The organism is Pseudomonas floridensis (genome assembly GCF_002087235.1).
Taxonomy (GTDB): domain Bacteria; phylum Pseudomonadota; class Gammaproteobacteria; order Pseudomonadales; family Pseudomonadaceae; genus Aquipseudomonas; species Aquipseudomonas floridensis.
Map to the genome: position 1 here is coordinate 1 of NZ_MUIO01000010.1, position 24,609 is coordinate 24,609.

Consider the following 24,609-nt stretch of genomic DNA (forward strand, 5'->3'; position numbering starts at 1 on the left):
CGCCGATGATGGATTGGACCTGACTAGAAAAAAAGTATATTAAAATCAGTTGGTTATATTGGGTCTATACGATGTTTTAGCATTTTTTTAGGATGTGGATCACAGTCTACATCCCTCCCACCGTTAATCACCTAGCCGGAGTTCTGTGAACCCTTCGTCCAAGACTTCTGATTTGATGCGCAAAGCTTTCCGAAAAGCCCATTGTCTGTCTGACAGCTACCTAGGGTTCCCAGAGCTCGTTCGTGCCCCACAAAAATTTCTAAGTCGTGTACACGCGTCTGCCAACGAACTGAAGACATTCAACCTTACGGGTAATCGGAAATTTTGCTGGTATGGTAGACCTAATGATGGCTATAGGCTATTTTGGCACATTGAGTGAGAATGCGGTCACTTTTGGGGAAGTGAAATGGAAGTCAAAGTCCCAGCTCCAGCCAAGTCAATTGTGTGCCAAGGGGCAAGCTATCTCGGGCTTTTCGCCTTGGAAGAAGAAATTCGAAAAGTGGGCGAAGGGCATCACTCCGCAAATATTTACTCTGATGCGAGGGATGCGCTTGTAAGTGCGATTGCGGAGATTTGTAGTTTTTCTGGAGTTTATTCAGGCGCTAACCTTGAACGAGTTTTGGGAGAAGTAGAGTCTGCCACTTCCAATCACCGCATAGTCGCAATTCTATTAATTCGCAGTATGGCGGTGGATGGTTTATTGCCAATTGATGATGAGCACAACGTCATCATTCGTAAGATTCTAACTATTGTCGAGTCGCATACGCCTGAATTGATGAAACACTGCCGAGTTGATAAGCAGCAGAATTATGAAAAGATCAATATAATCAAAGCTTTGCACGGCACTATATGTGCTCACTATGCAGCGTTGAGTGAAGTGACGGGCACGTTAAATGAGATCGCCTCACAGAAGTCAATAATTCTAAAATGCTTGAGGCACAACACTTTTCAAGGCTATCTCCAACCTTTCAACTATGTGCCCATAAAAACAAAGCTGGAAGCTATTGTTGAAGGCGTAGATGCTGTTGTAAATAGCAGTGGGTCAGATTATAAACTAAATTTAGACGAGCTCGGACGTACCTTAGAGGAAAGTTTGTTCTTAGCGAGAAGCTCAGAGTCTTTTTTTACCGAGAAATTTGCTCTCCCATTTCTGGATGCTGTCTGTGAAGCGGTTGAAATAGTTAAAACTACTGCGTCTGAACGACTTGCCTCTGTAATCGAGCCGATTCGAAAACCGCCGAGGGCTGCTGAAAAGCGCTATCCATTGCATCAAGTTGATCGCTTTGTCAACATTATCTTGCCCCTAGTTAACAATGGCCCTAGTACCGCGGTTGAGGTTGTTGTAGAGATCGATTGTGGATCTGAGTCTACTATTATTTTGGATAACGACAGACTTCGCTGTGGAGATGTGCCTCCAGGTAAGTTTGCGGTGTGTCTAAGAGCCTGTATCGTCGAGCCTTCCAGTAGGGTCGAAATGACTGTAGACATAAGTTGGCGAGAGTTGTTTGGCACATGTCGCAGTGAGATATTTGATTTAGTGGTAGAAGGTCAGAATGAGGCTGTGGACTGGTCGTTGTTGGAATCGTTAGAACCCTACAGCCTTGAAGTTGCTGAAGGCGATATGTTTGTAGGTCGTAGTGCTAAAGTAAAAGCAATTGCGAACAAGCTTTTGAAGCACCCTATGACTTCAACGTACGTGACCGGCCAGAAAAGGATAGGGAAAACGTCTCTTGCAAAAGCGGTTGTTAACTATCTAGAACGTGATCGGTCTGATTTTCATAGTTTGTATTTGGAGTATGGTGAGTATTGCTCAACTACGCCCCAAGGGACGCTTAAATCCCTAGGTGAAAATATCCAGAACTTTTTACTCAACTACATGCCTGCAAGTGACGTCGTCGCTGCTGACTTTAGAGAATCACTAGCCGATCTCAATCTCACTGCTAAGAAACTCGAATTCCGACATCCTGAAAAAAGGTTCGTAGTGATTCTTGATGAGTTCGATGAGATCCATCCGGAAATGTACCGGTCCGGTCCAATCGCGGAAACCTTCTTTGCTAATTTGCGCACCTTAGCGGCTAGAAAGAACCTTGCCTTCATCCTTGTGGGTGGCGAAAAAATGCCGTTTATAATCGGAGCGCAAGGAGATCAGCTCAATAAATTCTCAAGAGAAACCTTGGATTTTTTTTCTAGAAGTAATGAGTGGGCAGAATACCTTGAACTGATCACTCAACCTGTTGATGGTCAGCTGAACTGGGATGATGAGGCCATTAATTTAATTTTTACTTTAACTCATGGGCATCCCTATTATACTAAGCTTCTTTGTTCGAAGATTGTAAGCATCGCCATCGCTGAGCGGGATACTGAAATTATTGCGTCGGATGTATCCGGAGGTTTGTCTGTTCTATTATCCGAACTGGATACAAACGCTTTTGCGCATTTGTGGAAGGATGGTTTAAATTTCGAGAGAGAGCACGCTGAAGTTGCAGAGTTGAAGCGGCTGAGGTTGCTTGTAGGGATAGGGAGATCCTTGCGTGAGCACAAGCGGAAAGAAGAAGAAGTCAAAGCGAGAGCGGTTAGTGCTCACTTGCTAGAACCCGAAATTACACCGTTGATTGCTGACTTCCAAAGGCGCGAGATTCTATACGAGCGAAATGGTGAATTACATTTTACTGTACCGTTGTTTGAGCGTTGGCTGACTGAATATGGACTTAACAAGCTGGTTACGAGTACATTGGGTGATGAACTCGAGGAGGGGATCCGTGCAGCAGAAGATAAAGCCCATGTTACTGCCAAGGATATTCAAAAATTAGTCTTGAAATGGCCAATTTACAGGGCTCAAAAAATTGACGGTGAGCAAATAAGAGCCTGGCTGGATCAAGAATCCGATATTTTAAATCAGCGATTGCTATTCACTATCCTAGAAAATGTCAGGTTTTTAAGCTCCTTACAAGTAGACGAGCTTTTGAAAATAGCTCATGCTCGTGTGGTAAGGCCGGTTATAGGCGTTTCGACTATTACTCACCGTAGAGATAGGCGTCAGGATGTTTTAATCACGTTTGTTGACGATGTCGGCAAGAGTGGCCTGCAATATGCTCGAACCTATGCAAAGATCAATTCGCTATCCACTCAAACTATTGTTGAGCCCGCTTCGATAGGGAAGCGGCTCGCGGGTGCTAAAGACGATGAGCTTCCTAAGGCAATCATAATTGTAGATGACGTGATTGGTAGTGGTGACACACTTTCTGGCGGACTGTCTGAGCTGCTTGATAGCTTGGCATCTCAGTTAATCGAGTCGAAGGTACCCATCTTGGTTATCACATTGGTCGGCACTGAGGATGGTGAGAAAAAAGTAAAAAACATTCTTGAGAAGTCTGGTGTGACTTACGAACTACATCTTTGCGAGGTTTTGTCCGACTCGTCCTACGCTTTTCCTAATCAAGGGAAAGGGTTCTGGGAGACGGATGAGGAAATGCACAAAGCTAAAGCGCTTTGTCTTCGCCTAGGTTCAAGTCTTTACAAAAATCCGCTGGGCTATAAAAATCAGGGGCTTTTGCTGGTGCTTCCTGAAACATGCCCAAACAATTCTTTGCCAATATTGTACCGCGCGAAGGTCGGGACTTGGACTCCTCTATTTCCACGTCCCGCAACTTAACTGCGGGATGTTTTGCATTGGAGTTTTGCTGTTTCTTGACTTCGATTTTAGATGATAATGGGTCTGAGCTAGTCTGCTTGGAACGTTTCTGAATTGTAAGAGTGGAGAGGGTGGCTTTGTCTACATTCAGCCCCCTCCGTTCACTCTATGTAGTTATGTTCTTTACTCTAATCGACCCATTAGCTGGTTATGCTCTCTTTCAGCGATTAGACGTTGACGATCAATGTAATTTGCTAAATCTTTTAAATGGATTCCCAGCCCCGCCTTTTGGCTCTGGGGGCCAAGTCTCGTAACTAAAATATCGATTTCTCCCGAAATCTGTTTTCGTTTAAATTTTTCAACCGACAGATTCATGTAGTCCTTGCAAACTTTATCTAGCGGTATTACAGCCATGCCATTGTACTGGGCCATCAATAAAAACAGTGTGTTCATTACGTATCTTCTCCTGTAAATCAAATTAGGGCAAAGCCTCAAGCCGCGCCGCGTTCATCCGTCGTGCAAGAAATCGAATGCTGTCGCTGCCACTCGCGGAACTTGTCCATTTCCAAGGGCTTTAAGTCGGTCCATCCGATGGGCCATCCCATGAGCCACTCGACCCATTCCGGGTTCAGGTGGCCATGGTCTGAAGCCATGACCGCATGATCCAGGCGATCCTTTGCGCGGCTTCTGCCGCTGCGTCGGGTCAAGGCGTTTGGGGATGATCCTTTTGCTATCGACGCGACTGGCGTCGGCCAGATCGCCCGACCTTTGCGTTGGCTCGGGCGTGGTGGGTGCATCCATTGCTTCGCGGCGCTGCTCAGGCCCCATCCGGCTGTTTTGCTGCTGCCCGGCTGGTTGTGGTTGCCGTTCACGGTCGGGGTAGGCCACAAGCCAGATGCGGTCGCGCTGATGTGGCGCTCTGCAGTCTGCCGCTGATAGACGACACCAGTGCGCGTCATACCCCATAGCGGCAAGGTCACCGAGGACCACGGCAAGTCCTCGTCCCACAAGCAGCGGTGAGTTTTCCACGAGCACGTAGCGGCATCGAACCTCACCGATGATTCGAGCCATTTCTTTCCAGAGTCCGGAGCGGCTCCCTTCGATGCCTTGTCCGGATCCGGCTGCTGATATGTCCTGGCACGGAAAGCCGCCCGATACAACGTCAACAAGTCCTCGCCATGGCGTTCCGTCAAAGGCTCGGACGTCAGACCAAATCGGGAAAGGCGAGAGGGCACCATCGTTTTGTCGTTGCGCGAGAACCTGTGCGGCGTATGCATCACGTTCAACGGCGCAGATCGTGCGCCAGCCGAGCAGGTGGGAGCCGAGTATTCCGCCACCAGCGCCTGCGAAAAGAGCCAGCTCATTCACGTGGCCCCCTGCCTTGCAAGTGAGTGCTGTAGGTATGAGTGGCACTCGAGATGTTCACAGTCCGGCTCATGAAGCGCGCTCCATCAGACGACATGCCGGCGTTTTCTCTTCGGGGGCTTCCAGGTTGAGCAGCCTGGATTCAAGCAGGTCGAAATGATCAAGCAGTCGCCGGTTGAGCAGGCGGACCTCGCCCATTCTGCGGGTCAGTTCGTTGAGTGATTCCTCATGCTCAACTACAGCAACCTGTTTGCCTTTCTGCTGGCCATCGCTATGTCCGTATCGATAACCGATCCAGAGCAGCACGACTGCCCAGCAGAGGATGAAGACGAGCGAGAGGGCTTGGGTGGTATCCATGGTGTGCACCTTTTGTGAGTCGCGGCCGGTGGTGGCGGCCAGGGTCAGTTGTCGAGCTCGTCGCTTGGGACGTCGAGCCTCGACAGTTTTTCGTCCGCTTTGTACGCGTTGATATCGATCAACGCTGCAACGTGACGGATGTGAGCGAACTTGGGAGCCTTGCGGCTGCTGTCGAGCGTGGTGACCGGCAACTGGATCCGGCCGCTCTCGATCTCGGCGGCAAACGACCGCTCGTTGAGGTTTCGGAAGTACTGCACGCGCAGCTTTTCAAGGGGTATCAGCACGTCGCCGAACGTGCGGTAAAGCAGCTCGATGGTGGCCGCGTCGGGTGCTGGCATCAGGCGCAGCGGGTTCTGATTCGAGTGATTCATGGGTCTGGCTTCGCAATCCTTTGTCGTTTTTTCGGGTGATGCCATGCGTTCAGGCAGTGACGTTTTGTCAACTCGCGCAGGTGCTCGGGCACTTCGAGGAGCGCGGCGTTGCGCTCCTCGCGTGTGCGCATGGCAATGATCTGGCGAGCGTATTCCCTAGGCCACGTCACGGCTGTCTGCCGGTATGTCCGGCAGTTGCAGGCCCAACTGATCGGCCAACCATCGAATGCCGGGCTGTTTCACTCGGGTCGATTGGCTGTACTGCATGCCGAGCTGGTGGTGAAACCAGTTGCTGTCCCTAATCCGAAGGTATTCGCGGTCGCGGGTAGGGTAGGCGGGCAGGTTGCGCTCATTGAGCAAGGCCTTGTCACGCATTATGGCGATCAGCTTCGGGCGGCTGATGCCAAGCTGTCGTGCGGCCTGGGCAAGAGTTCGTTCCATGCTCCCCCCTATGCCGCGTGCGCTGCAGGACTCGCAACGCTGATCAGGTGGTTGATGGACTCGATGATTTGCTTGTAAATCTCTGCATCGGTTCCCGCCACTGTGAAGCACTTGGTGCGGGGGCGTTTCACGCCGATGCTCATCACGGTTGTCACAGCACTGCGAGTTCTGTTGCGGTGCATGGCGACGTGTATCGGCAGCTCAAGGCCAACATCCAGGATGTGAGATCCACCTCTGCGCACGAGATTGAAGATCTTCTGGCTCGTCTGCTCGTCGAGGTTGTTTGGACCTGTACCAGGCCGCCGCAAAGCCTCTAGGCTCGACTGCAGGTTTGATATGGCTTGGCCGTTGGCAATCTCCTCAATGAAAGCCGCCAATTTAAGGTGCATTGCCTTGGTGTTTGGCAGGGTCAAAGAGTCTCGCTGCCCACCCATGGCAACAATGAACCGAGTCTCATCTGAGGTGCGCTCGACGTTCAGGCGGAATGGGACGGAGTCTCCTCGCAACGAACGTATTGTGTGATTGAAGGTTTCGGTCAATCTGACCTGAGCCTTGAGCAAAGCCAAGGTGTTGGCATCCAGTTTGAGCTTGCTCATGCCGCACGTCCTCCGTCATTCGGATCAAAAGGTGCGGGGGGGCGTATTCTTTGTAGCTTTGGCTTGCTGACCACGAAGGCGCAGCCAGCCATCATGGCCTGGTGGCGCACTTCAAAGACGCGGATAGGGTCTCGGACCCTTGGGTGGACGTGCAGCGTTGCTGTGGTGTGCATGTATGTAATTCGCTCTGTGGTGGAGAGTGAATCAATAATAACCTTCAGGGTTTGCTTGTCAACCAAATAATAACCTTAAAGGTATTCTCACTCCGAGCCTGTACCGATTCCGCAATGTCAAAAAGCTATTGCTATGAGGCATGGTAGTCCCTAATCTTCTTACTTTATCTACAAACGGAGGGGTAGAAATTGGAGCGGTTGAGTGTAAGTAATTTCCTTTCGATCAAAAAAGCAACATTAGAACTAAAGCGGATAAACATCTTCATAGGTCCCCAAGCGCAAGGTAAAAGTATATTATCTAAGTTGGTATACTATTTTAAGGAGTTTCCACTTGGTATTTTAGAGAGTGCGATCGAGGAGCGTACTAAGCGGCAGTTTGATTCAAGTGCTAAAGATCGTTTTGAAAGAATATTTCCACCTTACGCTTGGGAGGGTAAAGCCTTCCTCATTGTGTATGACACTCCAAGCTATAAAATTTTAATAGAAAATGAAAAAGTTGGTTTTAGATTTAAGTTTTCTGTAACTTACACATCAAGCATAGGTAAAGCACTTGTCGCTGCTAGGAAGACGGTTCGGTCAGAATTTGATACTAGCTTGCGAGCTGGTGGCAGCATAGCCAGGGGGCCTGTCGCGATAAGCTATGTTCACCAAGCAATAGCTTCGAGCTTGTTAAGAGATAAGCTCGAGCAGACAATATATGTACCTGCTGGCCGTTCTTTTTTTGCTAACCTTCAGAAAAGTCTGTTCTCTTTTATTGCGTCAAGTATACCAATTGATTACTTTATTAAAGAGTTTGGAGCTATATACGAGAATACTCGTACTGGGGGCATTACTAGGCAAGCTGCTAGGACTCGGCCCAAAGGTGTAGATAAGATAGTTGAGGATTTATTGTGTGGTTCTCATGAGCATCTAAAAGGCGAGGACTGGATTGTAGGTGCGCGTGGTCGAGTTAATCTTTCACATGCTAGTTCTGGACAGCAAGAAGCTTTGCCAATGGCCATTGTGTTATCTATTTGGCCTTATCTATCCTCTGCAGCCTACACCCGAAGCTTCGTAATCGAAGAGCCTGAAGCTCATCTATTTCCTTTCGCCCAAGGGCAGGTAGTCTCGCTGATTGCGGCGGCTTACAATGCCCCAGGGAACGACGGAGTGTTTGTTATCACGACACATAGCCCTTACATACTTACCGCGCTAAACAACCTTGTTCAGGCCAGAAACGCTGCATCAGTTGCAAACGAAAAAGAACTTCTAGAAATTTATAAGATTGTCCCAAAAGATCAGCTCATAGAGTTTGATGATCTGGCTGCATATGCTGTTAATGAAGGTGGCGTAACTTCTATACTTGATACTGAATATAGCCTTATTCAGGCGCACGCTATTGATGGTGTTTCTGAATATTTTGCTTCAAGATTCGAGAAGCTTCTTGAGATCGAAGCTGTAGCACAAGATCGAATGAACATGGATCTTATCTGATGACAGACCATTGCTCAGTGTCGACAAGCAATTCAATCGAAAAATTTGAGGAGCGCCGCTCAGTTCTTAACGTAAGAAACGCTACGAGACGGCGGTTGGTTAGAGTCAAGGTTGATGGTTGTATGGTGGTGGCCGGTAAGAGGTGTGATTGGCTCTTAATAGATGAAGAGTCAGGCACTGAAATTTTTATCGAATTAAAAGGTGCGGATGTCGGTGAGGGTGTTAAACAAATTTGTGCTTCAGCAGATGCGCTAAGTAAAAAGCCGAGTAAAAGGTTTGGCTATATAGTATGTACTAGGTCGCCGCTTTCTTCACCTGAAATCCAAAGGCTTCAAAAACAATTGCTGAAGACGCATTTCCTGTCGTTAAGAGTTAAAACAACTATCCACAATGTGGATATTGAAAGCTTGGTAGGAGAAACGAATTAAAGATCGGAAATTTTCCACCTTGCTCTTCCGCAGATACTCCAGTCATTTGTCATCTTCAAAATGCGCTCTGGCCAATTTGGGTTGAGCGCTAGTAGATACTGTTCGTTTCCTTCCATCATGAGCTGTCTCAATATTACGGCTTTGTCTTGAGTCCTCATCAAAGCTATAATTTGACCAGGTAAGGCCTCCAGCGCGGGATCGATAACGACCTTATCTCCGTTTGATAATTTAGGCTCCATGCTTATCCCTTCCACAACGAGAACGAACGCTTGAGCGCCCACTGGGCCTGGAGCTTCAATCCATTCGCAAACATCACGGGTGTCAGCCAGACGCCCTGAATCATGCCACTCGACAGCCATGTTAGGAGTAATAACAGGCAGCCTCCTGCCCGTATGACTTAGCACAGTGGTGGTGTTCAACTCTCCCACGCCATGTGGCATGTCGAGGTAACCCCTATGCAACCCAAAAGCCTTCTCAAACTCCCTTGCTATCTGATCTCCTATACCTTTTGTAGGATTTTTGCCTCCAAATGAACTGACTTGAGCGGGCGCCTTGCCGAGCGCGTCAGCGACGTCAACGAGCCTGAGTTTTTTGTCCGCCAGCACTCTGCGGAAATTCTGCAATCTGGTTTCTGATATTTTCATGAATCTATTGTGGGTGTCTTAACCCTGAAGGTGAATTTCCTTATGGGTATTGCAATAGATTACCCAATAGGTTATTTTTAGGTTCACCTAAGGACAGGAGCATGACATGAAGCTCAAAAATTACATCAGCAGCTTGAGTGCAACTGCGTTGGAAACCTATGCCTTGCGCTGTCGAATATCTGTCAGTTATCTCCGCATCCATGTGAGGTATGCCACCAAGGATCCTAGCGTCTCGTTGATCAAAGCGTTGTTTCGGGAAAGCGATGGGTGTGTGAGTCTCGCCGAAGTTCTCGAACATTATGGTGTGACGGAATCCCTTCCTGATGGACGTGAAAGAAAAAGGCGACCCAAAGGCCGCCCAGTTCCACCCAACACGCACCACCACAGCGCTGTTGGGACGCGATAAACGTAGGCGGGCACACCATATGCAAAGCCACCTACCTTCATCGCGCTTTGTTCAAGGCACGGATGCCTTGGAGTTGCTGCCTTCTCCACCACAGATTGAGCAGCTGTTGCGCCACAGGTGAACGACGGATCGGTCGCCTCGGCACGGTGCCGGTTTCGATCTTGAGGATCTGACCGGCTTTTTGGGCCTCTCCAAGCCACGCGACAAATTTACCACCACTCGGGGTCGCGTGGCACTGGCATCTTTCAGGGATCAATGCCATGAGCCGCACCGCAGTACCTATCGAACACGCCAAACGTGAGGTTTTGCCTCTCGATCTGGCGCTCTATCACGCCGCACGGGAATACCCCGGCGGAGCTGCTGCAATCGCCGCCACCACAGGCCGAAGCCAGAGTACGCTGCAGCACAAACTCTCGCCGACGCACCCTAGCCACATCGTCAACATCCAGGAGTTCTGCGAGATCCTGGAGCTGACGAAAGATCGTCGAATTCTTGATGCCGTTCATGCGTTGGTGGGGGACACCATCTGGCAGGACCTGGCTGACGCTTACACCGATGACATGCCGGAGACCCTTACGGTCGGCATCGCCAAGTACTTTCATCAAGTCGCGGATCTGTCTGAAACCTGGGCAGAGCTCATTGGTGATGGCCGTGTCTCCGACCGTGAGCTTGCAGAGATACGCTTCCAGATCTTCCGCTGCATTCAGGGCCTGCTCGGGATGTTCAACCGTGCCACCTACGTCAACCAGACGACGAAGGGGGTGGCCCGTGGCTGATGCTGCCGATTTTGCAAATGACCTCGTCCAGGAACGGATTGATCGTGCACTTGCTGCCTTGTCTGCTCGTGCGGTTGTTCCTGGGCATTCATTGCTGTTCTGTGAGTCGTGCGACGGCGCCATTCCGGATGGACGCCGACTGGCGGTGCCAGGCTGTACCCAGTGCTTCGAATGCCAGTCGTTCGATGAGCTGAGGAGGCTTCAGCATGCTCGATGATGTGCTTAATCAGTTTGCGGATTATGGGCTTGAGCCTGAGCAGCCCTTGATTTTTGGCTCGCTGACTCGTTGCAAAACCCAGCAGGACAAAGGCAAGGAAAAGAACGGATGGTACGTCGTACATGAGTACGTTACGGCCAAGGGTAAGACGCTGATCTTTGGTAGCTTCGGTGACTGGCGATCTGGTGAGTCGCGCAAGATCAAGGTCAAACCTGGGCAGTTGAGTGCGGACGAGCGTGAAGTCATGCGCGCCAGACAGGAAGAGGCCAAGCGCAAGGCGGCCCAGGTGGCGGCTAATGCTGCGCGCCGCGCTGCCACCCGCGCTGCTGCGTTATTCCAGCGCATGCCTGAGAAAGGTAAAAGTGACTATCTGGATCGAAAGCAAATTATCGGCTTCGGCGTTCGATACGCTCCGCGTACGGGAGCGGTTTTGGTGCCGATGAGAAATGTTCGAGACCAGATTGTTGGCCTGCAGGTGATCTTTCCCGTTCAGCAGGAGAAAACAGGTCGCGACAAATCCTATTGGCCTTATGGCATGTCCAAACAGGGGGCCTTCCACCTGATCGGGCCTCACCCTGAGCCGGGAGAGCCGGTGCTGATCTGTGAGGGGTATGCCACTGGCGCAAGTTTGCATATGGCTACTTCTGCGACAGTTGCTGTCGCCTTTGACGCTGGGAATCTGTGCGAAGTTGCCAAGGCCATGCGCGACCGGTTCCCCGGAAGGCCTCTGATCATTTGCCGTGACGATGACTGGAAAACGAAACGCCCGAATGGGGAACCTTGGAATCCGGGTGAGGAAAAGGCGTGCGATGCGGCGGTGGTCGTTGGTGGGGAGGTAGTCGCCCCAGTCTTTTCAGGCGAGCGCCATGATAAGTGGACCGACTTCAACGACCTTCACTGTGCCGAGGGACTCGAGGCTGTTCGTCGTCAGGTTCGTGTGCTGATCAAGCCCCCTGCTGCGGGCGGCTGGCGTGACCAATTAGCTCGAAACGAGAACGGTGCGTTGATCGCTCATATGTCCAACGTAGAGCTGATCCTGGGTAACGACGAGCGCTGGAGAGGTGTCATCAGCTACAGCGCGTTCAGCTCGAAGATCGTCAAGTTACGGGCCGCACCCTATGGCGGTGAGACAGGCGAGTGGACTGATATCGACGACACACGTGTTATGAAATGGCTGGCCCAGCAGTACAACTTTAGGGTGAAGGCATCACACGTGTTCGAGGCGGTGAGCGTGGTAGCGCATGACAATGCTTTTCACCCGGTGCGTGATTACCTGCATGGGCTGGAGTGGGATCGAGTGCCACGACTCGCGAACTGGTTGATCGATATCATGGGTGTCGTACGCAGTGAGTATGCAACCAGAGTCGCAAAACGCTGGATGATCTCGGCGGTAGCCCGTGTCATGAAGCCAGGTTGCAAGGCTGACTCGGTGCTGATTCTTGAGGGTGCCCAAGGCGCGGGTAAGTCTACAGCTATGAGTATTCTTGGCGGTCCGTGGTTCATGGACACGCCTTTCGCACTGGGCGACAAAGACGGATTTCAGGCAATAAGAGGCAAGTGGATTGTCGAGCTCGGCGAGCTGGATAGCTTTAACAAGGCCGAGTCGACAAAGGCCAAGCAGTTTTTCTCAGCATCCACTGACACCTATCGCGAAAGCTACGGACGCAGAACAGCTGACGTGCCACGCCAGTGTGTGTTCGTAGGTACGACCAATCAGGACGAATACCTCAAAGACGCAACCGGCAACCGGCGCTACTGGCCTGTCGCATGCACAAAGGTCGACACTGAAAAGCTGCGTGTAATTCGTGATCAACTGTGGGCCGAAGCGATGTTTTGCTACCTGTCCGGAGATATCTGGTGGGTTGACCGCGAAGAGTCAGGGATGTTTGCGGAGGCGCAGGACGAGCGCTTTGTTGTGGATGAGTGGGAGGGCCCGATCTTGACCTGGCTGGAAGAGTCACAGATCGGTGAGACGACTAAAGGCAGCGAGGTGTTGGCCCAGGCGCTGAAGCTGGATTTCGGTCATTGGGGCAAGCCCGAACAAATGCGAGTGGGAGCGATCATGCATCGTTTGGGATGGCGGCGTGTCAGGCTGGCCGCCTTGGCGAAAAGTGGTCAGCGGCCATGGGCCTATAAGAAACCGCAAGGATGGGGCGGAGCAGGGCCTTTGGTGCGCGAAGTGTTCGAGGAGCCGTGCTTCGATGATTAAAAGAATCGATGAGATGTTGAAACTTTGGGCTGAAGATTTACACTCTCCATCGCCGCCTGGCACGGTTGGTGGTGGCAACATGATCGCGATGCTCATAGAGTGCAAAGGCGAGTTGATACGGGGAACGCGAGGTAGTCGGGTGCTGCTTGATGAGTCGGCTGATATTGAGTTGATCATCAACAAGCATTTGTCACCGGAGCTTTCGGTTGTCGTGCGAGAACAGTACTGTAACCACGACAGCTTCCAGTCGCAGAAATACACCCATTGCGGTTGCGGCAGAGATACTTACTACAAACGGCTTCATCTTGCGCATGAGCGCATTGCAGGTTTACTGATGCGGAAGGCCGCTTGATTCAACGATACATTCTGTTGGCCCGCCTTGTCTCGCTGCCCTTGGGTAGCTTTGGGCAAGCGCGGGCCTTGTGTTTTCTGGCTTGTCCCACCGTCCTGCTTTTTTTCACTCCCGCGTGTGTGAGCGTAGCGGGCATGTGTACGCGCGCGATACGCGCACGCGTGTTTTTATTTACTTATATACACGAGAAAGTTAGTAAATAAGTAGGACAGTGGGGCGAGGCCTTGATTTACGTCGCTCTCAGGCGTCCCACTCCAATCAAGCCCTTTGGGACAGGGGAATCGTGATTTAAAATCGAATAGCCGTTTTGTTGTATTCGCCGACATTGCCGGGGCGTTGGTGCTGCATAAACCACATATTCACGCATGGCAGCAAAACAGGCTTGCTGCCACCGGAATCCACCTGTAAAAAGTAGTCATCTTCGATAGGTGCGAACGCAGAAAGCGGCTCACACCACACATACCAAACCCGGCCATCGCGCCGGGTTTTTGCGTTTATGGGGGGCACATGGCGGACGGACAACAAACACTGGCTGAGATGCCAATCTGGCTGGTGATCACGCTGGCGTTGGTTGGCGGCGTGTCCGGTGAGATGTGGCGGGCCGACAAGGAGGGGCTGCGTGGCTGGTCACTGTTGCGCCGTCTGGCCCTAAGGTCCGGCGCCTGTGTTGTCTGCGGGCTGTCGAGCATGATGCTGCTGTACGCGGCGGAGGTTTCGATGTGGACGGCTGGGGCGGTGGGTTGCCTGACCGCGATGGCGGGGGCGGATGTGGCGATTGGGTTGTATGAGCGATGGGCGGCTCGGCGGCTGGGTTTGGAGCGTACGGGGGCTTGATCTTTGGTGCAGGCCTGAATTGGATATTCAGGCCGCCAAAGCACTGGTCTTACTTATCCGGCCGTTTAGCCTCTTCTTCCAAGCGTGCTTTGCACTCTTCATCGCTTTCGGGAAGATAAATTCTGTCTCCATCAGCGTTGGGGGTGAGGGACTGAAACACGAGCAGTACGCAGAATATTACAACTCCTCCCAAGCAAAACTTAACCAGTACGCTAACCCAAAAGCCGGTCAAGGTGTCATGAAGAAAAGCGGCCGTCTGGCTGAGTGTGATTGTCTGATTGTCGCCTAACACTAGGAAGTTGAGAGCTAGCAACATGGCCATGGCGAAACCAATATTCATGTTGATCATTTCTTCATCATGCGCGGCCTGTTTCTTCTCAAGAATCTCAAGCATGACCTTATCCCTTTCGATCAAAGCCTTCTTCCGCACGATGGATGTCCAACGTAGATCTGGATCTCGCTGCTGATGATTTCTGTTTGGCCATCTGATTGAGATATACGTTGGAATGACCAAAAGCATATGCCTCAAAGCAGGGAAGAGCAGCGTCATCAAGAAAGCGAACAAGCCCAAAAATACGAGCGCATTACCACCACTTACCTCTGGCGCATCAAGCTTTGAAAAAGCTCCGAGCAAATTCTTGTGATAGAAAATCACTAGGCACGAGTCGAGCGCCAATATGAACGAGATGAGAAGCATGAAGTGCCTCATCTCCACTGCTTTTTCGATAAATGATGTGGTTGTGGCAAGCGCTTTCGACATGCCTGAAGCTGAATCGGCCATGAACGTCCCTTTACAGTTGATTGATCGAGCGCCGCATCATGCATGTAACTGCAAAGCTATTCAAACAACCCAGCCCATACGGCTATCGCTGGCAGCAAGCCCGCGCCGGGTTTCTGCGCAAGCATCCACTTTGCAAGCGCTGTTACCAGCAAGGGCTCGCCGAGCCTGCAGCAGTGGTTGACCACATCACGCCGCACAAGGGCGACATGGTGTTGTTCTGGGATCGCAGCAACTGGCAGGCCCTGTGTGGCAACTGCCACAACGCCTACAAGCAGCGCCTGGAGAAGTCTGGGCGCGAGGTTGGCTGCGATGCTTCAGGCAGGCCAGTCGACCCCAGACACCACTGGAACGCCTGACAGCGCGGGCCGGTCGGACTGCCCAAAAGCAACCATTTTGCGGGGGGGGGGGGGAAAAGTAATGCCTCGATTTCGCCTAGACCGAGTCCCCCTCACCGCTCGCAATAAGCGGGAAAAATGGGGGGTGGCCCCTTGAATGGTGGAGGCCTGAACATACGCAAACATGAGGGAAATATATGGCCGGCAACGGAAATTCAGGCCGACCGCCCAAGCCCGCGATTGTCCATCTACTGAGCGGCAATCCCAGCAAGCGCAATGTCAAGGAACTGCTGGATGAGGTTCAGCAACCTGTGCTGCCGGTCGAAGCACCATCACGGCCAGATTGGCTCAGCGAGGAAGCGCTGAAAGAGTGGGACGAGCTGATTCCCGACCTGATCACGCTTGGACTGGTGTCGCGATTGGACGGCCAGGCCATCGCTCAGTACTGCGAGGCCGCAGTCGAATACCGCAAGTTCACCCGCATGATCCAGGAACTGAACAACAACCTGACGAAAGCCAATACCGGGGACGTCCAGACTTACAAGTCGGGCGCAACCGACATGTCGATCTGGCGCAAGCTGCGCAACGACGCCCAACGCCGTGCCGATGAAGCCGGTCGCCAGTTCGGCTTCACGCCTCTGGCACGCCGTGCGTTGAGGCTGACATCGCCCCAACGTGAATTGATCCCGAATGAGCCACGAGACGCCGCCGCCAAGTACTTCAGTTGATGAAGACCGGGCGACAGAGTTCGCCCGTGCGGTGGTCAGCAAGCAACTGGTGGCAGGCCCGGACGTCAGGCGCGCAGCACGCCGCCATCTGCGAGATCTGCGGCAAGGTCCGAAGCGCGGTCTTCGGTGGGATCTGGCCGCGGCGCAATTCGCCATCGGTTTTTTCGAGGACGTGTTGTGCCTGAACGGCGGCGAGTTCGAAGGCAAACCGTTTGTGCTCGCGCCGTGGCAGAGCTTCGTCGTCGGCAGCCTTTTCGGCTGGAAGCGAGAGGACGGCTACCGAAGGTTTCGTACCGCCTTCATCGAAACGGCCAAAGGCTCCGGCAAAAGCCCTTTGGCGGCGGGTATCGGTCTGTTGGGGCTGGTGGCCGACAACGAATCCCGCGCAGAGGTATACGCCGCCGCAACGAAGCGTGATCAGGCGATGGTGCTGTTCCGCGATGCCGTCGCCATGGTCAAACAGTCGCCATCGCTGACCGACCGCATCGAGATGTCTGGCCGCAACGAGAAGATCTGGAATCTGTTCTATTCCAACACGGACTCGTTCTTCAAGCCGATCAGCGCCGACGAAGGCCAGTCCGGCCCGCGACCGCACGTTGCGTTGCTGGACGAGATCCACGAACACCGCAACGACACGGTGGTGAACATGGTCCGGGCGGGCACAAAAAGCCGTCGTCAGGCCCTGATCGTGATGATCACCAACAGCGGCTCGGACAAGAACACCGTTTGCTGGGCGCACCACGAAATGGGCGTGCGGGTATGCAAAGGGGAGATCGAGAACGACTCGTTTTTCGCCTTCATCTGCAGCCTGGACAAGGGTGACGATCCGTTCAAGGACGAAGCCTGCTGGGCGAAGGTCAATCCCAGCCTCGACTTCATCCAGGAAGGGCAGACCGACGGCATTCCCGGTCGGCAGTACCTGCGTGAACAGGTCGAAGATGCACGCGGTATGCCCAGCAAGGAAGCAACCACGCGCCGCCTGAATTTCTGCGAGTGGACGCAAGCGACGTCGCCGTGGATTTCGTGGGACATCTGGAGCGAAGCGGGTGAGCGCGTCCCGATGTCGATGCTGCGCAACAGGCCCAGCGTCGGCGGGCTGGACCTGTCGAGTACCACCGACCTCACGGCCTTCGTGCTGCTGTTCTACCCGACCTACGAGGATCCGCACTGGCGACTGCTGCCGTACTTCTGGATTCCGGATTTCCAGCTCGACGAGCGCGAGCGACGGGACAAGGTGCCGTACTCGGTGTGGATCAGTTCGCGTGATCTGGAAACCACGCCAGGCAGGGCGATCAGCAAACTGCATGTGCTGCGTCGTATGCAGACCATCTGCGATTACTTCGACGTGCGCAGCATCGCGTTCGACCGTTGGCGCATCGAAGACCTCATGCAGTTGATGGACGAACACGGCGTAACCTTGCCGCCGCTGGTGAAGTTCGGTCAGGGTTTCCAATCGATGGGGCCAGCCGTGGACGAGTTTGAACGGCGGTTGTTGGGCATCAAGGCTGCCGCTGATCCCGATGCCGGTGAGCAGGTCACCACAGAAACCGTCGAGACCCTGCGTCACGACTGCAACCCGGTCATGACCTGGTGCGCTGGCAACGCGGTGATCACGGCTGATGGGGCGAACAACCGCAAGGCAGACAAGGCGAAGGCCACCGGCCGCATCGATGGCGTCGTGGCGGCAATCATGGCCACCGGCATCAGCGGATCAGGAAAGGTCACCGGCGGCACATCCATTTACGACGAAGGAGCAGGCATATGAATCTCATCGCTTGGGCGGCCTGGCTCGCCGGTTTGCTGGGCTTCGGCCTGCTGATCGGCGGGGTGGCCCTGATCCACACACCGACAGCCTTGATTGTGGCTGGATTCGGTTTGCTCGGCTGGTCATTGCTGGCTGACCGGGCAGCGGCCCGTTCACCGCGTAAGCACGCTTCAGGGAGCGGTTGACCATGTTCTTCAGCAAACAGCTCGGCCCCGGCGACGGCGTGATTTCGGACGGCTCGTCAGGTTTCTGGCAGAGCCTGATCGGATCGAGCCGGTCCAGCGCGGGTGTCAGCGTAACGCCGGATAGCGCCATGGCACTGACCGTGTTCCAGAACTGCGTGACGTTGCTCGCGGAGAGCGTGGCGCAACTGCCGCTGGAACTGTACCGGCGTCTTGGCGAGGGCAAGCGCGAGCAAGCCATTCATCATCCGCTCTATGACGTGCTGCGCTATCAGCCCAACCCATGGCAAACCCCTTACGAATATCGGGAATACAGTCAGCTGGCGGTCGGTGTGCGGGGTAACGCGTACAGCTTCATCGAGCGCAATGACGACGGTTCGGTGAAAGCGCTGTACCCGCTGCACAACGACCGCATGGTGGTGCTCAAGGGCGCAGACATGCTGCCCTGTTATCGCATAGGTGGGCAGGATCCGTTGCCCATGCGGCTGATCCATCACGTGCGCTGGCACACAAAGAACCACTACACCGGCCTGTCGCCCATCGAGCTGCATGCCGACGCTGTCGGGCTGGCCCAGGCAGTGCGGCAGTACACGGGCAAGTCGTTTGCCAACGGCACTGCTGTCAGCGGGGTGATCGAGCGACCACGTGAGTCGCCGCCGATCAAGGACCGGGCCAGCATTGATCGGATCCTTGATCAATGGGGAGAGAAGTTCGCCGGGATCGATAACGCGAAGAAAGTTGCCATGCTGCAGGAAGGCATGACCTTCAAGCCGGTGTCGATGAGCAACGTCGATTCCGAGCTGCTGGGCATCCTGAAGGCGACCGGCCTGGATATAGCGCGGATCTACAAAATCCCGCCGCACATGGTTAACGACCTGGAAAAGGCCAGCTACAACAGCCTTGAGCAATTACTGATCCAGTACGTGATCTTTGCCCTTATGCCGTGGGTCAAGCGTCACGAGCAGGCGATGATGCGTGATTTTCTGCGGCCTGCAGAGCGCAAGGACTACTTCATCGAGTTCAACCTGTCCGGGCTGCTGCGCGGCGACCAGAAAAGTCGTTACGACGCCTACGCCGTCGGGCGGCAATGGGGCTGGCTGTCGATCAACGACATCCGCCGCCTGGAAAACATGCCTCCCGTGGCCAACGGCGACAGCTACCTGCAACCGCTCAACATGACCGACGTGGCCCACGGGCTGCCCGACCCGAAAAACCCAGACGTCCGCGCCCAGCTGGAGCAGCAGCGCGACGATATCCTCAGGATGCTTGCCGCATGAAACAACACCTGCGTGCTGCCAGCCTGCTGTTCAATCAGCCGTTGCTGACTACACCTGACATGCTCGACCTGGCTGTGCGCTGGGCCAACCAGACCATGAGCCTGAACATCACCAATCTCCACATGGGGGCTGCGGGACCCCGGTTGATGTTCGATGACGATGACCGCGAGCATCAGGAAAGCCTCGAACAGGATCGCCGCCGTCAGTCGATCCTGCAGACCGGCATCGACGTCATCCCGGTGAGCGGTGTGCTGGTCAGCCGGGGCAGCCATCTGGCCGCGTGCGAAATCATGACCAGTTACGAAGACCTGCGCAGCCAGCTCAACCGGGCCATCAGCGATCCGCTGGTCGAGCGCATTGTGCTCGATATCGACAGCCCCGGCGGCAGCGCGGTCGGGGCCTTCGAGCTGGCCGAAGACATCCGCGCTGCCAGCCTCATCAAGCCGATCACCGGTCTGGTCAACTTCATGGCCTATTCAGGCGGCTACCTGCTGGCTTCTGCCTGCACGGAAGTGGTGGTCAGCCAGACCTCGGGCGTGGGTTCCATCGGCGTGATTGCCAGCCACATGGACCGCTCAAAGATGGCCGAGAACATGGGCGTCAAGGTCACCACCGTGTTCGCTGGCGATCACAAGAACGACCTCAGCCCGCACGAGCCGATCAGCGAGCAGTCGATGCAGGTGCTCAGTGAAATCGTGCAGGAGAGCTATGTCTTGTTCACCGCGCGGGTTGCTGCTTACAGAGGCCGCGCTGCCAGCGAAATCGTCGCCACTCAGGCGGCCTGTTATCGAGGGAGCAAGGCTATCGAGATGGGGCTGGCTGACCGGCTCCAGTCACCGCAACAGGCAGTTGATGAGCTTGCCCGTGCCGTTTCAACGAGTCGGCAGCAGCTGCTCGCTACTGACCGAGTGCGACAGCGCATTAGCGTTCAGGCCTCGGCCGTCGCACTCGCCGCACAACTCTGACCGCGTTCGCGGCCACACCATCCAACCGCCCAAGTGGCGGTTTTTTTTTGCCCAGGAGGCAGCATGTCGTTAGTGACACAATTGCGCAGCGAACGCGCGCAACTCAACGAGCAGATCCAGGCATTGGCTCGCATCGAAGCGGATGGCAGCTCGCTCACCGCCGAACAACTGGCTCAGTTCGAACAGCTCAGTATTCAATTCACCGCGCTGACCGATAAGCTCAGCCGTGCCGAATCCGCCGAGCGCATGGCCAGCGCGAGCGCAGTCCCGGTGGACGAAAGCGCTCAGGGCATCAACAGCCCGCCTTCCTCAATCAGCGGGCCGTTCACGCCCAGGCCAGTGCCGGGCGCGAACATGGCGCAGATGGTCCGCGTCCTCGCGGCGACGCGTGGTGACCAGCACGCAGCGGCCAAAATGGCGCAGGACGCGGGGTGCAACCCTGAAATCGCCATGGCGTTGAGCACGGTGACGCCGGGTGCGGGTGGTGTGCTGGTGCCGCAGAGCTTTTCCAGCGAAGTGATTGAGTTGCTGCGGCCCAGGTCGGTGGTCCGCAAACTGGGAGCCGTATCGCTGCCGCTGGTGAACGGCAACCTCACGGTGCCGCGTATCAAGGGCGGCGCGGTGGTCGGCTACATTGGCAGTGACGAGGACATGCCAGCGACTGATCTGCAGTTCGACGACCTCAAGCTGTCGTCCAAAAAACTCGCGGCACTGGTGCCCATCAGCAACGACTTGTTGAGCTATGCAGGTACAAACCCGAACGTGGATCGGTTGGTTGTTAATGACCTGACCGCCTCGGTCGGAGCGGCAGAGGACTTGTCGTTCATTCGCGGTGCAGGCACCGGCAACCTGCCCAAAGGCCTGCGTTTCTGGGCACCGGCGTTCAACGTGATCGTCTGCCCACCCGACAAGGAGCTGCAGATCGTTGACATGGCGCTGTCGTCGGTGATTCTGCGCCTGGAGGAAGCCAATTCCGGCGTGATCATGCCGGGATTCATCATGGCGCCGCGCACCAAGCGCTGGCTGAGTGCGCTACGCGACGGCAACGGCAATAAAGCCTATCCCGAGCTGGACATAAATCTCTTGAAAGGCTTCCCCGTAGCGACTACTACGCAGGTGCCGACTAACCTGGGCGAAGATGGCAACGAATCGGAAATCTACTTCGCGGACTTCGGTGATTGCTTCATCGGCGAAGACGACGCCATGGTTATCGATTTCAGTAAAGAAGCCACTTACAAGGATAACAACGGCAATGTCGTCAGCGCTTTCCAGCGTGATCAGACATTGGTACGAGTCATCGCCAAGCACGACTTTGGCCCTCGCCATGTGGAGTCCATCGCGGTCCTGACGCAGGTCGTCTGGGGCTATGGCCTGTAAGTCGTGCCATGAGCAGGCTCGGTTCGCCGGGCCTTTTTGTATTTGAATTCTGGAAATCAAAATGTCCAAGCAAATCGTGACCTTCACCAAGAACTGGCGTGGCTACGCTGCCGGAGAAACTGCAGGTTTCCCGCAAGGCACTGCAGATGCGCTGGTGGAAAGCGGCTATGCAGCCGAAGCCGGTAAAAAATCTCGCAAGGCATCAAAACCTGCTCCGAAACCCAGCGACGAAACCAAGTCAGATCCGGTCGACAAACCTGACACTGACGAGAAACCCTGACCATGGCCCGACGGATCGCATACACCGGTGATCCGGTTTTGACCCTGGAGGAGGTGGCCCGTCAGTGTCGTCTGGACACCGAGGACCTGCAGGTTGAACTGATCGAGCAGGTCATCATTCCCGGCGTCACTCAGCAGGCCGAAGCGCTGTCCGGTGCGGCTGTTCGCGCAGCTGAATATGAAGAGATCTGGCCAGCCGGTTTTGCCTCTGGCCATGTTCTGGACATAGGGCAGGCCAATGAGATTATCGACGTCGCAGGCGTAACAGCAGACGGTGCCAGACAGGTACTGGATGTTCAAACCCGCCTGCAGCAGGACGGGTGTGAAACGCGTCTGTTTTTCCCGATGGGTCGCCCGGCGGGTGATCTGTTGATCAGGTATCGCGCTGGCACCGACCTTGAGTTGTATCCCGGTGTGCGTTTGTGGCTGCTGATGCATGCCGCCACTGCTCACGAGCAACGCGAAACACTGGTTGCTGGAGTGAGCCTTGCCAAGCTGCCGGGCTCATTTCTCGACTCATTGCTCGCCGACATCACGGTTCCGCCGAGGTTTTGATATGCGTGCAGGCAAGCTGAGGCATCGCTGCACGCTGTATCGGAACGAGCGGGTGCGCGATGAGCTGGGTGGATGGCAGGACGTATGGGTCGAAGTACGCAAGTTTTGGGGTGACATCAACGCGGTCAGCGGTCGTGTGTGGCTGTCTGCAGCGCAAGAAAATGCGCAAATCACCGCCGAGATCTGGTCGCGCCCGATGAAGGTTACAGCAGGTATGCGAATCGGATACCGGGACAGCCTGTATGAGATAGAGGCTCCGCTCTTCAGCCAGACGCTCAACCGGCAACAACTGATGTGCAAAACGGTGAAACCTGATGCCTGAGATCTCCATGAATGTCATAGGCCTGGATGACTTGGCATCTGATTTTGAGCGCCTGTCCAAGGCTACTGGTGACAAGGTCATGCAAAAAGCCGTGGTGGCCGGTGCGCGGCTCGCCCGTGACAAGGCTCGGCAGGCGGCACCTGTCCGGACCCGTAAGCTGCAGAAAAACATCGTCGCGACCCGTGCCCGCCAAAGTGATGCACCGGGCGGGGCAACGGCGGGTATCCGCGTCAGACGTCCGACGGGCAAAACAACGCGAGCACTCAAGCGCGGAAGCCGCCCAGGCAAGCGCCTGAATGTCGAATACGCTTCGCCGTTCTACTGGAAGTTTCTGGAGCTGGGCACTTCGAAAATGCGGGCACGTCCGTTCATACGTCCCACATGGGACGGCAACCTGCCGCAGATTGAAGGTGCGGTGCGTACCGCGCTGGCCAGCGCTATCGATAACGCCATTCGCAGGTAATTCATGATCGAAACACAGATTGCTGCACGCCTCGGCGCGCTGGCAGGCGGGCGCGTGTTTCCTGACATTGCGCCACCTGATGCAGACATTCCCCGAATTACCTGGCTGTCGGCCGGGACCGTCACCGGCTGGGTGCTGTCCGGCTGGGACGGTTCGCAGACGGCGACACTGCAGGTCGATTGCTGGGCCAACACGCGTCTTGAAGCCATCAAGCTGGGGGCTGAGGCGTTCAACGCCTTGGCTGAGCCAGGCCCTGGCTTTTCCGTCAGCGATGCCCAACGGCTACCTGACGATTACGAATCGGACACCCGCCTGTACCGGGTGAGCTGGGAATTCATGCTGCAACCATAGGAGGCCCCGTGGCCAACCAAGCAACCAAAGCCAAGTTCGTCAAAACGCAAGGCACGGCCCTCAGCGTTTCCAAAACGACGACGCTCGATCCCAAAGATGAAAGTCTTGAATGGAGCGATCTTTCGGTAACGATCAAGCAACCGCAGTTTCAGGGCGGTCAATCCGACGAAATTGAAGTCACCACCCTTGCCAGTGAGGCCAAAGAGTTTACCGTCGGCCTGGCGGACAACGGCACCTTCAGCATGAGCGGTAACTGGAAAGCCGATGACGAAGCCCAGACCGTGCTGCGCACTGCGCGGGACGATGGTGAACCGCGTGCCTTCAAGGCCGGGTTCGTGGACGGCAGCACCTCCAGCTTTCTAGGCCTGGTGACCCAATTCACCTGGGACGCTGCACCCAATGGAACTGTAAACGGCACATTCAACGTGCGCATCACCGGCTCAGTGTCTTTCGATATCGGCTCGGTAGAAGGAGGCACCCGTGGCGCGAGCAAAGTCCGCTAACTCTGATCTGCGCGCTCTGGCCCTTGATCCGTTGCGCAATTTCAAACACGAAACCGTTGTGGTTCCGGAATGGGGTGATGCAAGCGTCACGGTGCGAGCGCTCAGTGCAGGCGATTGGCTCGGCTACCGCACCCGCTCACTGGAAGTGCTGGAAGAGGCGCGGCTTGCCGCTGGTCTCTCGGCGCGTCCCACGATGGACGAGGGCGGAAACCCCGATTCCGACGAACCTTCGGTCGAGTTCAACTCGTCGTACATTTTCGCGTTCGTTCTGGTTAGGACTCTGTTTGATCAGCACTGCGCCAGAGTCTTCGATGACGCTGACGTCGATGAAGTGGCATTAGCATTCAGTCCCGTGCATGACCGTCTGGTGGCAAAAGCTTTCGAGCTGAGCGGCATCGAAGCGGGTGCCGGTGCCCCAGACCCTGTAGCCGAAGCGGGAAACGGCTGAAGGAG

31 protein-coding genes are annotated in these 24,609 nt (G+C 54.6%); 23 read left to right on the forward strand and 8 right to left on the reverse strand.

The window, feature by feature from the left end; all coding sequences use genetic code 11:
* The first annotated feature begins 406 nt into the window (after positions 1 to 406).
* Positions 407 to 3,652, forward strand: coding sequence for a phosphoribosyltransferase-like protein (locus BZK31_RS03225; protein ID WP_083181227.1), 3,246 nt, complete (start codon positions 407 to 409; stop codon positions 3,650 to 3,652).
* A gap of 162 nt (positions 3,653 to 3,814) precedes the next feature.
* Here BZK31_RS03225 and BZK31_RS03230 read toward each other — a convergent pair whose 3' ends face one another.
* The 6 genes from BZK31_RS03230 to BZK31_RS03255 form a co-directional block, all read right to left on the reverse strand.
* A complete protein-coding gene (locus tag BZK31_RS03230) occupies positions 3,815 to 4,084 on the reverse strand; it encodes a pyocin activator PrtN family protein (protein WP_083181228.1) in 270 nt (89 codons plus the stop codon).
* A gap of 54 nt (positions 4,085 to 4,138) precedes the next feature.
* Positions 4,139 to 5,044, reverse strand: a complete 906-nt coding sequence (locus BZK31_RS03235; protein WP_341865284.1) for a DNA cytosine methyltransferase — start codon at positions 5,042 to 5,044, stop codon at positions 4,139 to 4,141.
* A gap of 21 nt (positions 5,045 to 5,065) precedes the next feature.
* Complete coding sequence (locus BZK31_RS03240) at positions 5,066 to 5,353, reverse strand: hypothetical protein (RefSeq protein WP_083181230.1); 288 nt, start codon at positions 5,351 to 5,353, stop codon at positions 5,066 to 5,068.
* 44 nt (positions 5,354 to 5,397) lie between these two features.
* Positions 5,398 to 5,724, reverse strand: coding sequence for a pyocin activator PrtN family protein (locus BZK31_RS03245; RefSeq protein WP_083181231.1), 327 nt, complete (start codon positions 5,722 to 5,724; stop codon positions 5,398 to 5,400).
* 156 nt (positions 5,725 to 5,880) lie between these two features.
* On the reverse strand, positions 5,881 to 6,165 hold the full coding sequence (locus BZK31_RS03250) for a phage antirepressor KilAC domain-containing protein (RefSeq protein WP_083181232.1): 285 nt from the start codon (positions 6,163 to 6,165) through the stop codon (positions 5,881 to 5,883).
* Positions 6,166 to 6,173: 8 nt separating this feature from the next.
* Positions 6,174 to 6,761, reverse strand: coding sequence for a hypothetical protein (locus BZK31_RS03255; RefSeq protein WP_083181233.1), 588 nt, complete (start codon positions 6,759 to 6,761; stop codon positions 6,174 to 6,176).
* A gap of 362 nt (positions 6,762 to 7,123) precedes the next feature.
* Here BZK31_RS03255 and BZK31_RS03265 point away from each other — a divergent pair, with 362 nt between their 5' ends.
* Both BZK31_RS03265 and BZK31_RS29375 read left to right on the forward strand, forming a co-directional pair.
* Complete coding sequence (locus BZK31_RS03265; protein WP_083181235.1) at positions 7,124 to 8,407, forward strand: AAA family ATPase; 1,284 nt, start codon at positions 7,124 to 7,126, stop codon at positions 8,405 to 8,407.
* On the forward strand, positions 8,407 to 8,835 hold the full coding sequence (locus BZK31_RS29375) for a hypothetical protein (protein ID WP_157900695.1): 429 nt from the start codon (positions 8,407 to 8,409) through the stop codon (positions 8,833 to 8,835). Before BZK31_RS03265 ends, BZK31_RS29375 begins: the two co-directional genes overlap by 1 nt.
* On the opposite strand, the gene BZK31_RS03270 is transcribed toward BZK31_RS29375, so the two are convergent.
* A complete protein-coding gene (locus tag BZK31_RS03270) occupies positions 8,832 to 9,479 on the reverse strand; it encodes a S24 family peptidase (protein ID WP_083181236.1) in 648 nt (215 codons plus the stop codon). The genes BZK31_RS29375 and BZK31_RS03270 overlap by 4 nt on opposite strands.
* 106 nt (positions 9,480 to 9,585) lie before the next feature.
* Between BZK31_RS03270 and BZK31_RS03275 the strand changes: the two genes are divergently transcribed.
* From BZK31_RS03275 to BZK31_RS03300, 6 genes are all read left to right on the forward strand, one after another.
* Positions 9,586 to 9,885 carry a hypothetical protein gene (locus BZK31_RS03275; protein ID WP_244182624.1) on the forward strand — a complete coding sequence of 100 codons (300 nt, stop codon included), beginning with the start codon at positions 9,586 to 9,588 and terminating at the stop codon, positions 9,883 to 9,885.
* Between the two features lie 260 nt (positions 9,886 to 10,145).
* A complete protein-coding gene (locus BZK31_RS03280) occupies positions 10,146 to 10,661 on the forward strand; it encodes a phage regulatory CII family protein (RefSeq protein ID WP_083181237.1) in 516 nt (171 codons plus the stop codon).
* Positions 10,654 to 10,878 carry a TraR/DksA C4-type zinc finger protein gene (locus tag BZK31_RS03285; protein WP_083181238.1) on the forward strand — a complete coding sequence of 75 codons (225 nt, stop codon included), beginning with the start codon at positions 10,654 to 10,656 and terminating at the stop codon, positions 10,876 to 10,878. Before BZK31_RS03280 ends, BZK31_RS03285 begins: the two co-directional genes overlap by 8 nt.
* Entirely contained in the window at positions 10,868 to 13,087 is a 2,220-nt protein-coding gene (locus BZK31_RS03290; protein WP_083181239.1) for a VapE domain-containing protein, read from the forward strand. The genes BZK31_RS03285 and BZK31_RS03290 overlap by 11 nt, the downstream gene beginning before the upstream one ends.
* Complete coding sequence (locus BZK31_RS03295; protein WP_083181240.1) at positions 13,080 to 13,439, forward strand: PA0613 family protein; 360 nt, start codon at positions 13,080 to 13,082, stop codon at positions 13,437 to 13,439. Before BZK31_RS03290 ends, BZK31_RS03295 begins: the two co-directional genes overlap by 8 nt.
* Before the next feature lie 507 nt (positions 13,440 to 13,946).
* The gene (locus tag BZK31_RS03300) at positions 13,947 to 14,273 is read left to right on the forward strand and encodes a phage holin family protein (RefSeq protein ID WP_083181241.1); all 327 of its coding nucleotides are present in this window, start codon (positions 13,947 to 13,949) and stop codon (positions 14,271 to 14,273) included.
* Between the two features lie 49 nt (positions 14,274 to 14,322).
* Here the strand turns inward: BZK31_RS03300 and BZK31_RS03305 are convergent, their stop codons facing one another.
* Complete coding sequence (locus BZK31_RS03305; protein ID WP_083181242.1) at positions 14,323 to 15,054, reverse strand: hypothetical protein; 732 nt, start codon at positions 15,052 to 15,054, stop codon at positions 14,323 to 14,325.
* Positions 15,055 to 15,092: 38 nt separating this feature from the next.
* On the opposite strand from BZK31_RS03305, the gene BZK31_RS03310 reads away from it, so the two are divergent.
* The 14 genes from BZK31_RS03310 (at position 15,093) to BZK31_RS03375 (ending at position 24,604) form a co-directional block, all read left to right on the forward strand.
* Positions 15,093 to 15,410 carry an HNH endonuclease signature motif containing protein gene (locus tag BZK31_RS03310; RefSeq protein ID WP_083181286.1) on the forward strand — a complete coding sequence of 106 codons (318 nt, stop codon included), beginning with the start codon at positions 15,093 to 15,095 and terminating at the stop codon, positions 15,408 to 15,410.
* 176 nt (positions 15,411 to 15,586) lie between these two features.
* A complete protein-coding gene (locus tag BZK31_RS03315) occupies positions 15,587 to 16,117 on the forward strand; it encodes a phage terminase small subunit P27 family (protein WP_083181243.1) in 531 nt (176 codons plus the stop codon).
* Positions 16,080 to 17,882, forward strand: a complete 1,803-nt coding sequence (locus BZK31_RS03320) for a terminase large subunit (protein ID WP_083181244.1) — start codon at positions 16,080 to 16,082, stop codon at positions 17,880 to 17,882. Before BZK31_RS03315 ends, BZK31_RS03320 begins: the two co-directional genes overlap by 38 nt.
* Complete coding sequence (locus tag BZK31_RS03325; RefSeq protein WP_083181245.1) at positions 17,879 to 18,067, forward strand: hypothetical protein; 189 nt, start codon at positions 17,879 to 17,881, stop codon at positions 18,065 to 18,067. The genes BZK31_RS03320 and BZK31_RS03325 overlap by 4 nt, the downstream gene beginning before the upstream one ends.
* Before the next feature lie 2 nt (positions 18,068 to 18,069).
* Positions 18,070 to 19,341: a phage portal protein gene (locus BZK31_RS03330; RefSeq protein WP_083181246.1), complete on the forward strand. Its 1,272-nt coding sequence runs from the start codon at positions 18,070 to 18,072 to the stop codon at positions 19,339 to 19,341.
* Positions 19,338 to 20,306, forward strand: a complete 969-nt coding sequence (locus tag BZK31_RS03335; RefSeq protein WP_083181247.1) for a S49 family peptidase — start codon at positions 19,338 to 19,340, stop codon at positions 20,304 to 20,306. The genes BZK31_RS03330 and BZK31_RS03335 overlap by 4 nt, the downstream gene beginning before the upstream one ends.
* A gap of 63 nt (positions 20,307 to 20,369) precedes the next feature.
* Complete coding sequence (locus BZK31_RS03340; RefSeq protein ID WP_083181248.1) at positions 20,370 to 21,683, forward strand: phage major capsid protein; 1,314 nt, start codon at positions 20,370 to 20,372, stop codon at positions 21,681 to 21,683.
* 61 nt (positions 21,684 to 21,744) lie between these two features.
* Positions 21,745 to 21,963, forward strand: a complete 219-nt coding sequence (locus BZK31_RS03345) for a hypothetical protein (protein WP_083181249.1) — start codon at positions 21,745 to 21,747, stop codon at positions 21,961 to 21,963.
* Positions 21,964 to 21,965: 2 nt separating this feature from the next.
* Positions 21,966 to 22,517 carry a hypothetical protein gene (locus BZK31_RS03350; protein WP_083181250.1) on the forward strand — a complete coding sequence of 184 codons (552 nt, stop codon included), beginning with the start codon at positions 21,966 to 21,968 and terminating at the stop codon, positions 22,515 to 22,517.
* A gap of 1 nt (position 22,518) precedes the next feature.
* A complete protein-coding gene (locus BZK31_RS03355) occupies positions 22,519 to 22,839 on the forward strand; it encodes a phage head closure protein (RefSeq protein ID WP_083181251.1) in 321 nt (106 codons plus the stop codon).
* On the forward strand, positions 22,832 to 23,302 hold the full coding sequence (locus BZK31_RS03360) for an HK97-gp10 family putative phage morphogenesis protein (RefSeq protein WP_083181252.1): 471 nt from the start codon (positions 22,832 to 22,834) through the stop codon (positions 23,300 to 23,302). Before BZK31_RS03355 ends, BZK31_RS03360 begins: the two co-directional genes overlap by 8 nt.
* Positions 23,303 to 23,305: 3 nt before the next feature.
* Positions 23,306 to 23,653: a tail completion protein gp17 gene (gene gp17, locus BZK31_RS03365; RefSeq protein WP_083181253.1), complete on the forward strand. Its 348-nt coding sequence runs from the start codon at positions 23,306 to 23,308 to the stop codon at positions 23,651 to 23,653.
* Between the two features lie 8 nt (positions 23,654 to 23,661).
* Positions 23,662 to 24,156: a phage tail tube protein gene (locus BZK31_RS03370; protein ID WP_083181254.1), complete on the forward strand. Its 495-nt coding sequence runs from the start codon at positions 23,662 to 23,664 to the stop codon at positions 24,154 to 24,156.
* On the forward strand, positions 24,134 to 24,604 hold the full coding sequence (locus tag BZK31_RS03375; RefSeq protein WP_083181255.1) for a phage tail assembly chaperone: 471 nt from the start codon (positions 24,134 to 24,136) through the stop codon (positions 24,602 to 24,604). Before BZK31_RS03370 ends, BZK31_RS03375 begins: the two co-directional genes overlap by 23 nt.
* Positions 24,605 to 24,609 lie beyond the last annotated feature (5 nt).

Coding starts and splice junctions, on each gene's coding strand:
- BZK31_RS03275 (WP_244182624.1), top strand. CDS start 9,586: ATGAAGCTCAAAAATTACATCAGCAGCTTGAGTGCAACTGCGTTGGAA.
- BZK31_RS03300 (WP_083181241.1), top strand. CDS start 13,947: ATGGCGGACGGACAACAAACACTGGCTGAGATGCCAATCTGGCTGGTG.
- BZK31_RS03240 (WP_083181230.1), bottom strand. CDS start 5,353: ATGGATACCACCCAAGCCCTCTCGCTCGTCTTCATCCTCTGCTGGGCA.
- BZK31_RS03230 (WP_083181228.1), bottom strand. CDS start 4,084: ATGAACACACTGTTTTTATTGATGGCCCAGTACAATGGCATGGCTGTA.
- BZK31_RS03225 (WP_083181227.1), top strand. CDS start 407: ATGGAAGTCAAAGTCCCAGCTCCAGCCAAGTCAATTGTGTGCCAAGGG.
- BZK31_RS03325 (WP_083181245.1), top strand. CDS start 17,879: ATGAATCTCATCGCTTGGGCGGCCTGGCTCGCCGGTTTGCTGGGCTTC.
- BZK31_RS29375 (WP_157900695.1), top strand. CDS start 8,407: ATGACAGACCATTGCTCAGTGTCGACAAGCAATTCAATCGAAAAATTT.
- BZK31_RS03310 (WP_083181286.1), top strand. CDS start 15,093: ATGCATGTAACTGCAAAGCTATTCAAACAACCCAGCCCATACGGCTAT.
- BZK31_RS03245 (WP_083181231.1), bottom strand. CDS start 5,724: ATGAATCACTCGAATCAGAACCCGCTGCGCCTGATGCCAGCACCCGAC.
- BZK31_RS03255 (WP_083181233.1), bottom strand. CDS start 6,761: ATGAGCAAGCTCAAACTGGATGCCAACACCTTGGCTTTGCTCAAGGCT.
- BZK31_RS03360 (WP_083181252.1), top strand. CDS start 22,832: ATGCCTGAGATCTCCATGAATGTCATAGGCCTGGATGACTTGGCATCT.
- BZK31_RS03335 (WP_083181247.1), top strand. CDS start 19,338: ATGAAACAACACCTGCGTGCTGCCAGCCTGCTGTTCAATCAGCCGTTG.
- BZK31_RS03355 (WP_083181251.1), top strand. CDS start 22,519: ATGCGTGCAGGCAAGCTGAGGCATCGCTGCACGCTGTATCGGAACGAG.
- BZK31_RS03320 (WP_083181244.1), top strand. CDS start 16,080: ATGAGCCACGAGACGCCGCCGCCAAGTACTTCAGTTGATGAAGACCGG.
- BZK31_RS03350 (WP_083181250.1), top strand. CDS start 21,966: ATGGCCCGACGGATCGCATACACCGGTGATCCGGTTTTGACCCTGGAG.
- BZK31_RS03345 (WP_083181249.1), top strand. CDS start 21,745: ATGTCCAAGCAAATCGTGACCTTCACCAAGAACTGGCGTGGCTACGCT.
- gp17 (WP_083181253.1), top strand. CDS start 23,306: ATGATCGAAACACAGATTGCTGCACGCCTCGGCGCGCTGGCAGGCGGG.
- BZK31_RS03280 (WP_083181237.1), top strand. CDS start 10,146: ATGAGCCGCACCGCAGTACCTATCGAACACGCCAAACGTGAGGTTTTG.
- BZK31_RS03290 (WP_083181239.1), top strand. CDS start 10,868: ATGCTCGATGATGTGCTTAATCAGTTTGCGGATTATGGGCTTGAGCCT.
- BZK31_RS03270 (WP_083181236.1), bottom strand. CDS start 9,479: ATGAAAATATCAGAAACCAGATTGCAGAATTTCCGCAGAGTGCTGGCG.
- BZK31_RS03340 (WP_083181248.1), top strand. CDS start 20,370: ATGTCGTTAGTGACACAATTGCGCAGCGAACGCGCGCAACTCAACGAG.
- BZK31_RS03315 (WP_083181243.1), top strand. CDS start 15,587: ATGGCCGGCAACGGAAATTCAGGCCGACCGCCCAAGCCCGCGATTGTC.
- BZK31_RS03295 (WP_083181240.1), top strand. CDS start 13,080: ATGATTAAAAGAATCGATGAGATGTTGAAACTTTGGGCTGAAGATTTA.
- BZK31_RS03330 (WP_083181246.1), top strand. CDS start 18,070: ATGTTCTTCAGCAAACAGCTCGGCCCCGGCGACGGCGTGATTTCGGAC.
- BZK31_RS03305 (WP_083181242.1), bottom strand. CDS start 15,054: ATGGCCGATTCAGCTTCAGGCATGTCGAAAGCGCTTGCCACAACCACA.
- BZK31_RS03250 (WP_083181232.1), bottom strand. CDS start 6,165: ATGGAACGAACTCTTGCCCAGGCCGCACGACAGCTTGGCATCAGCCGC.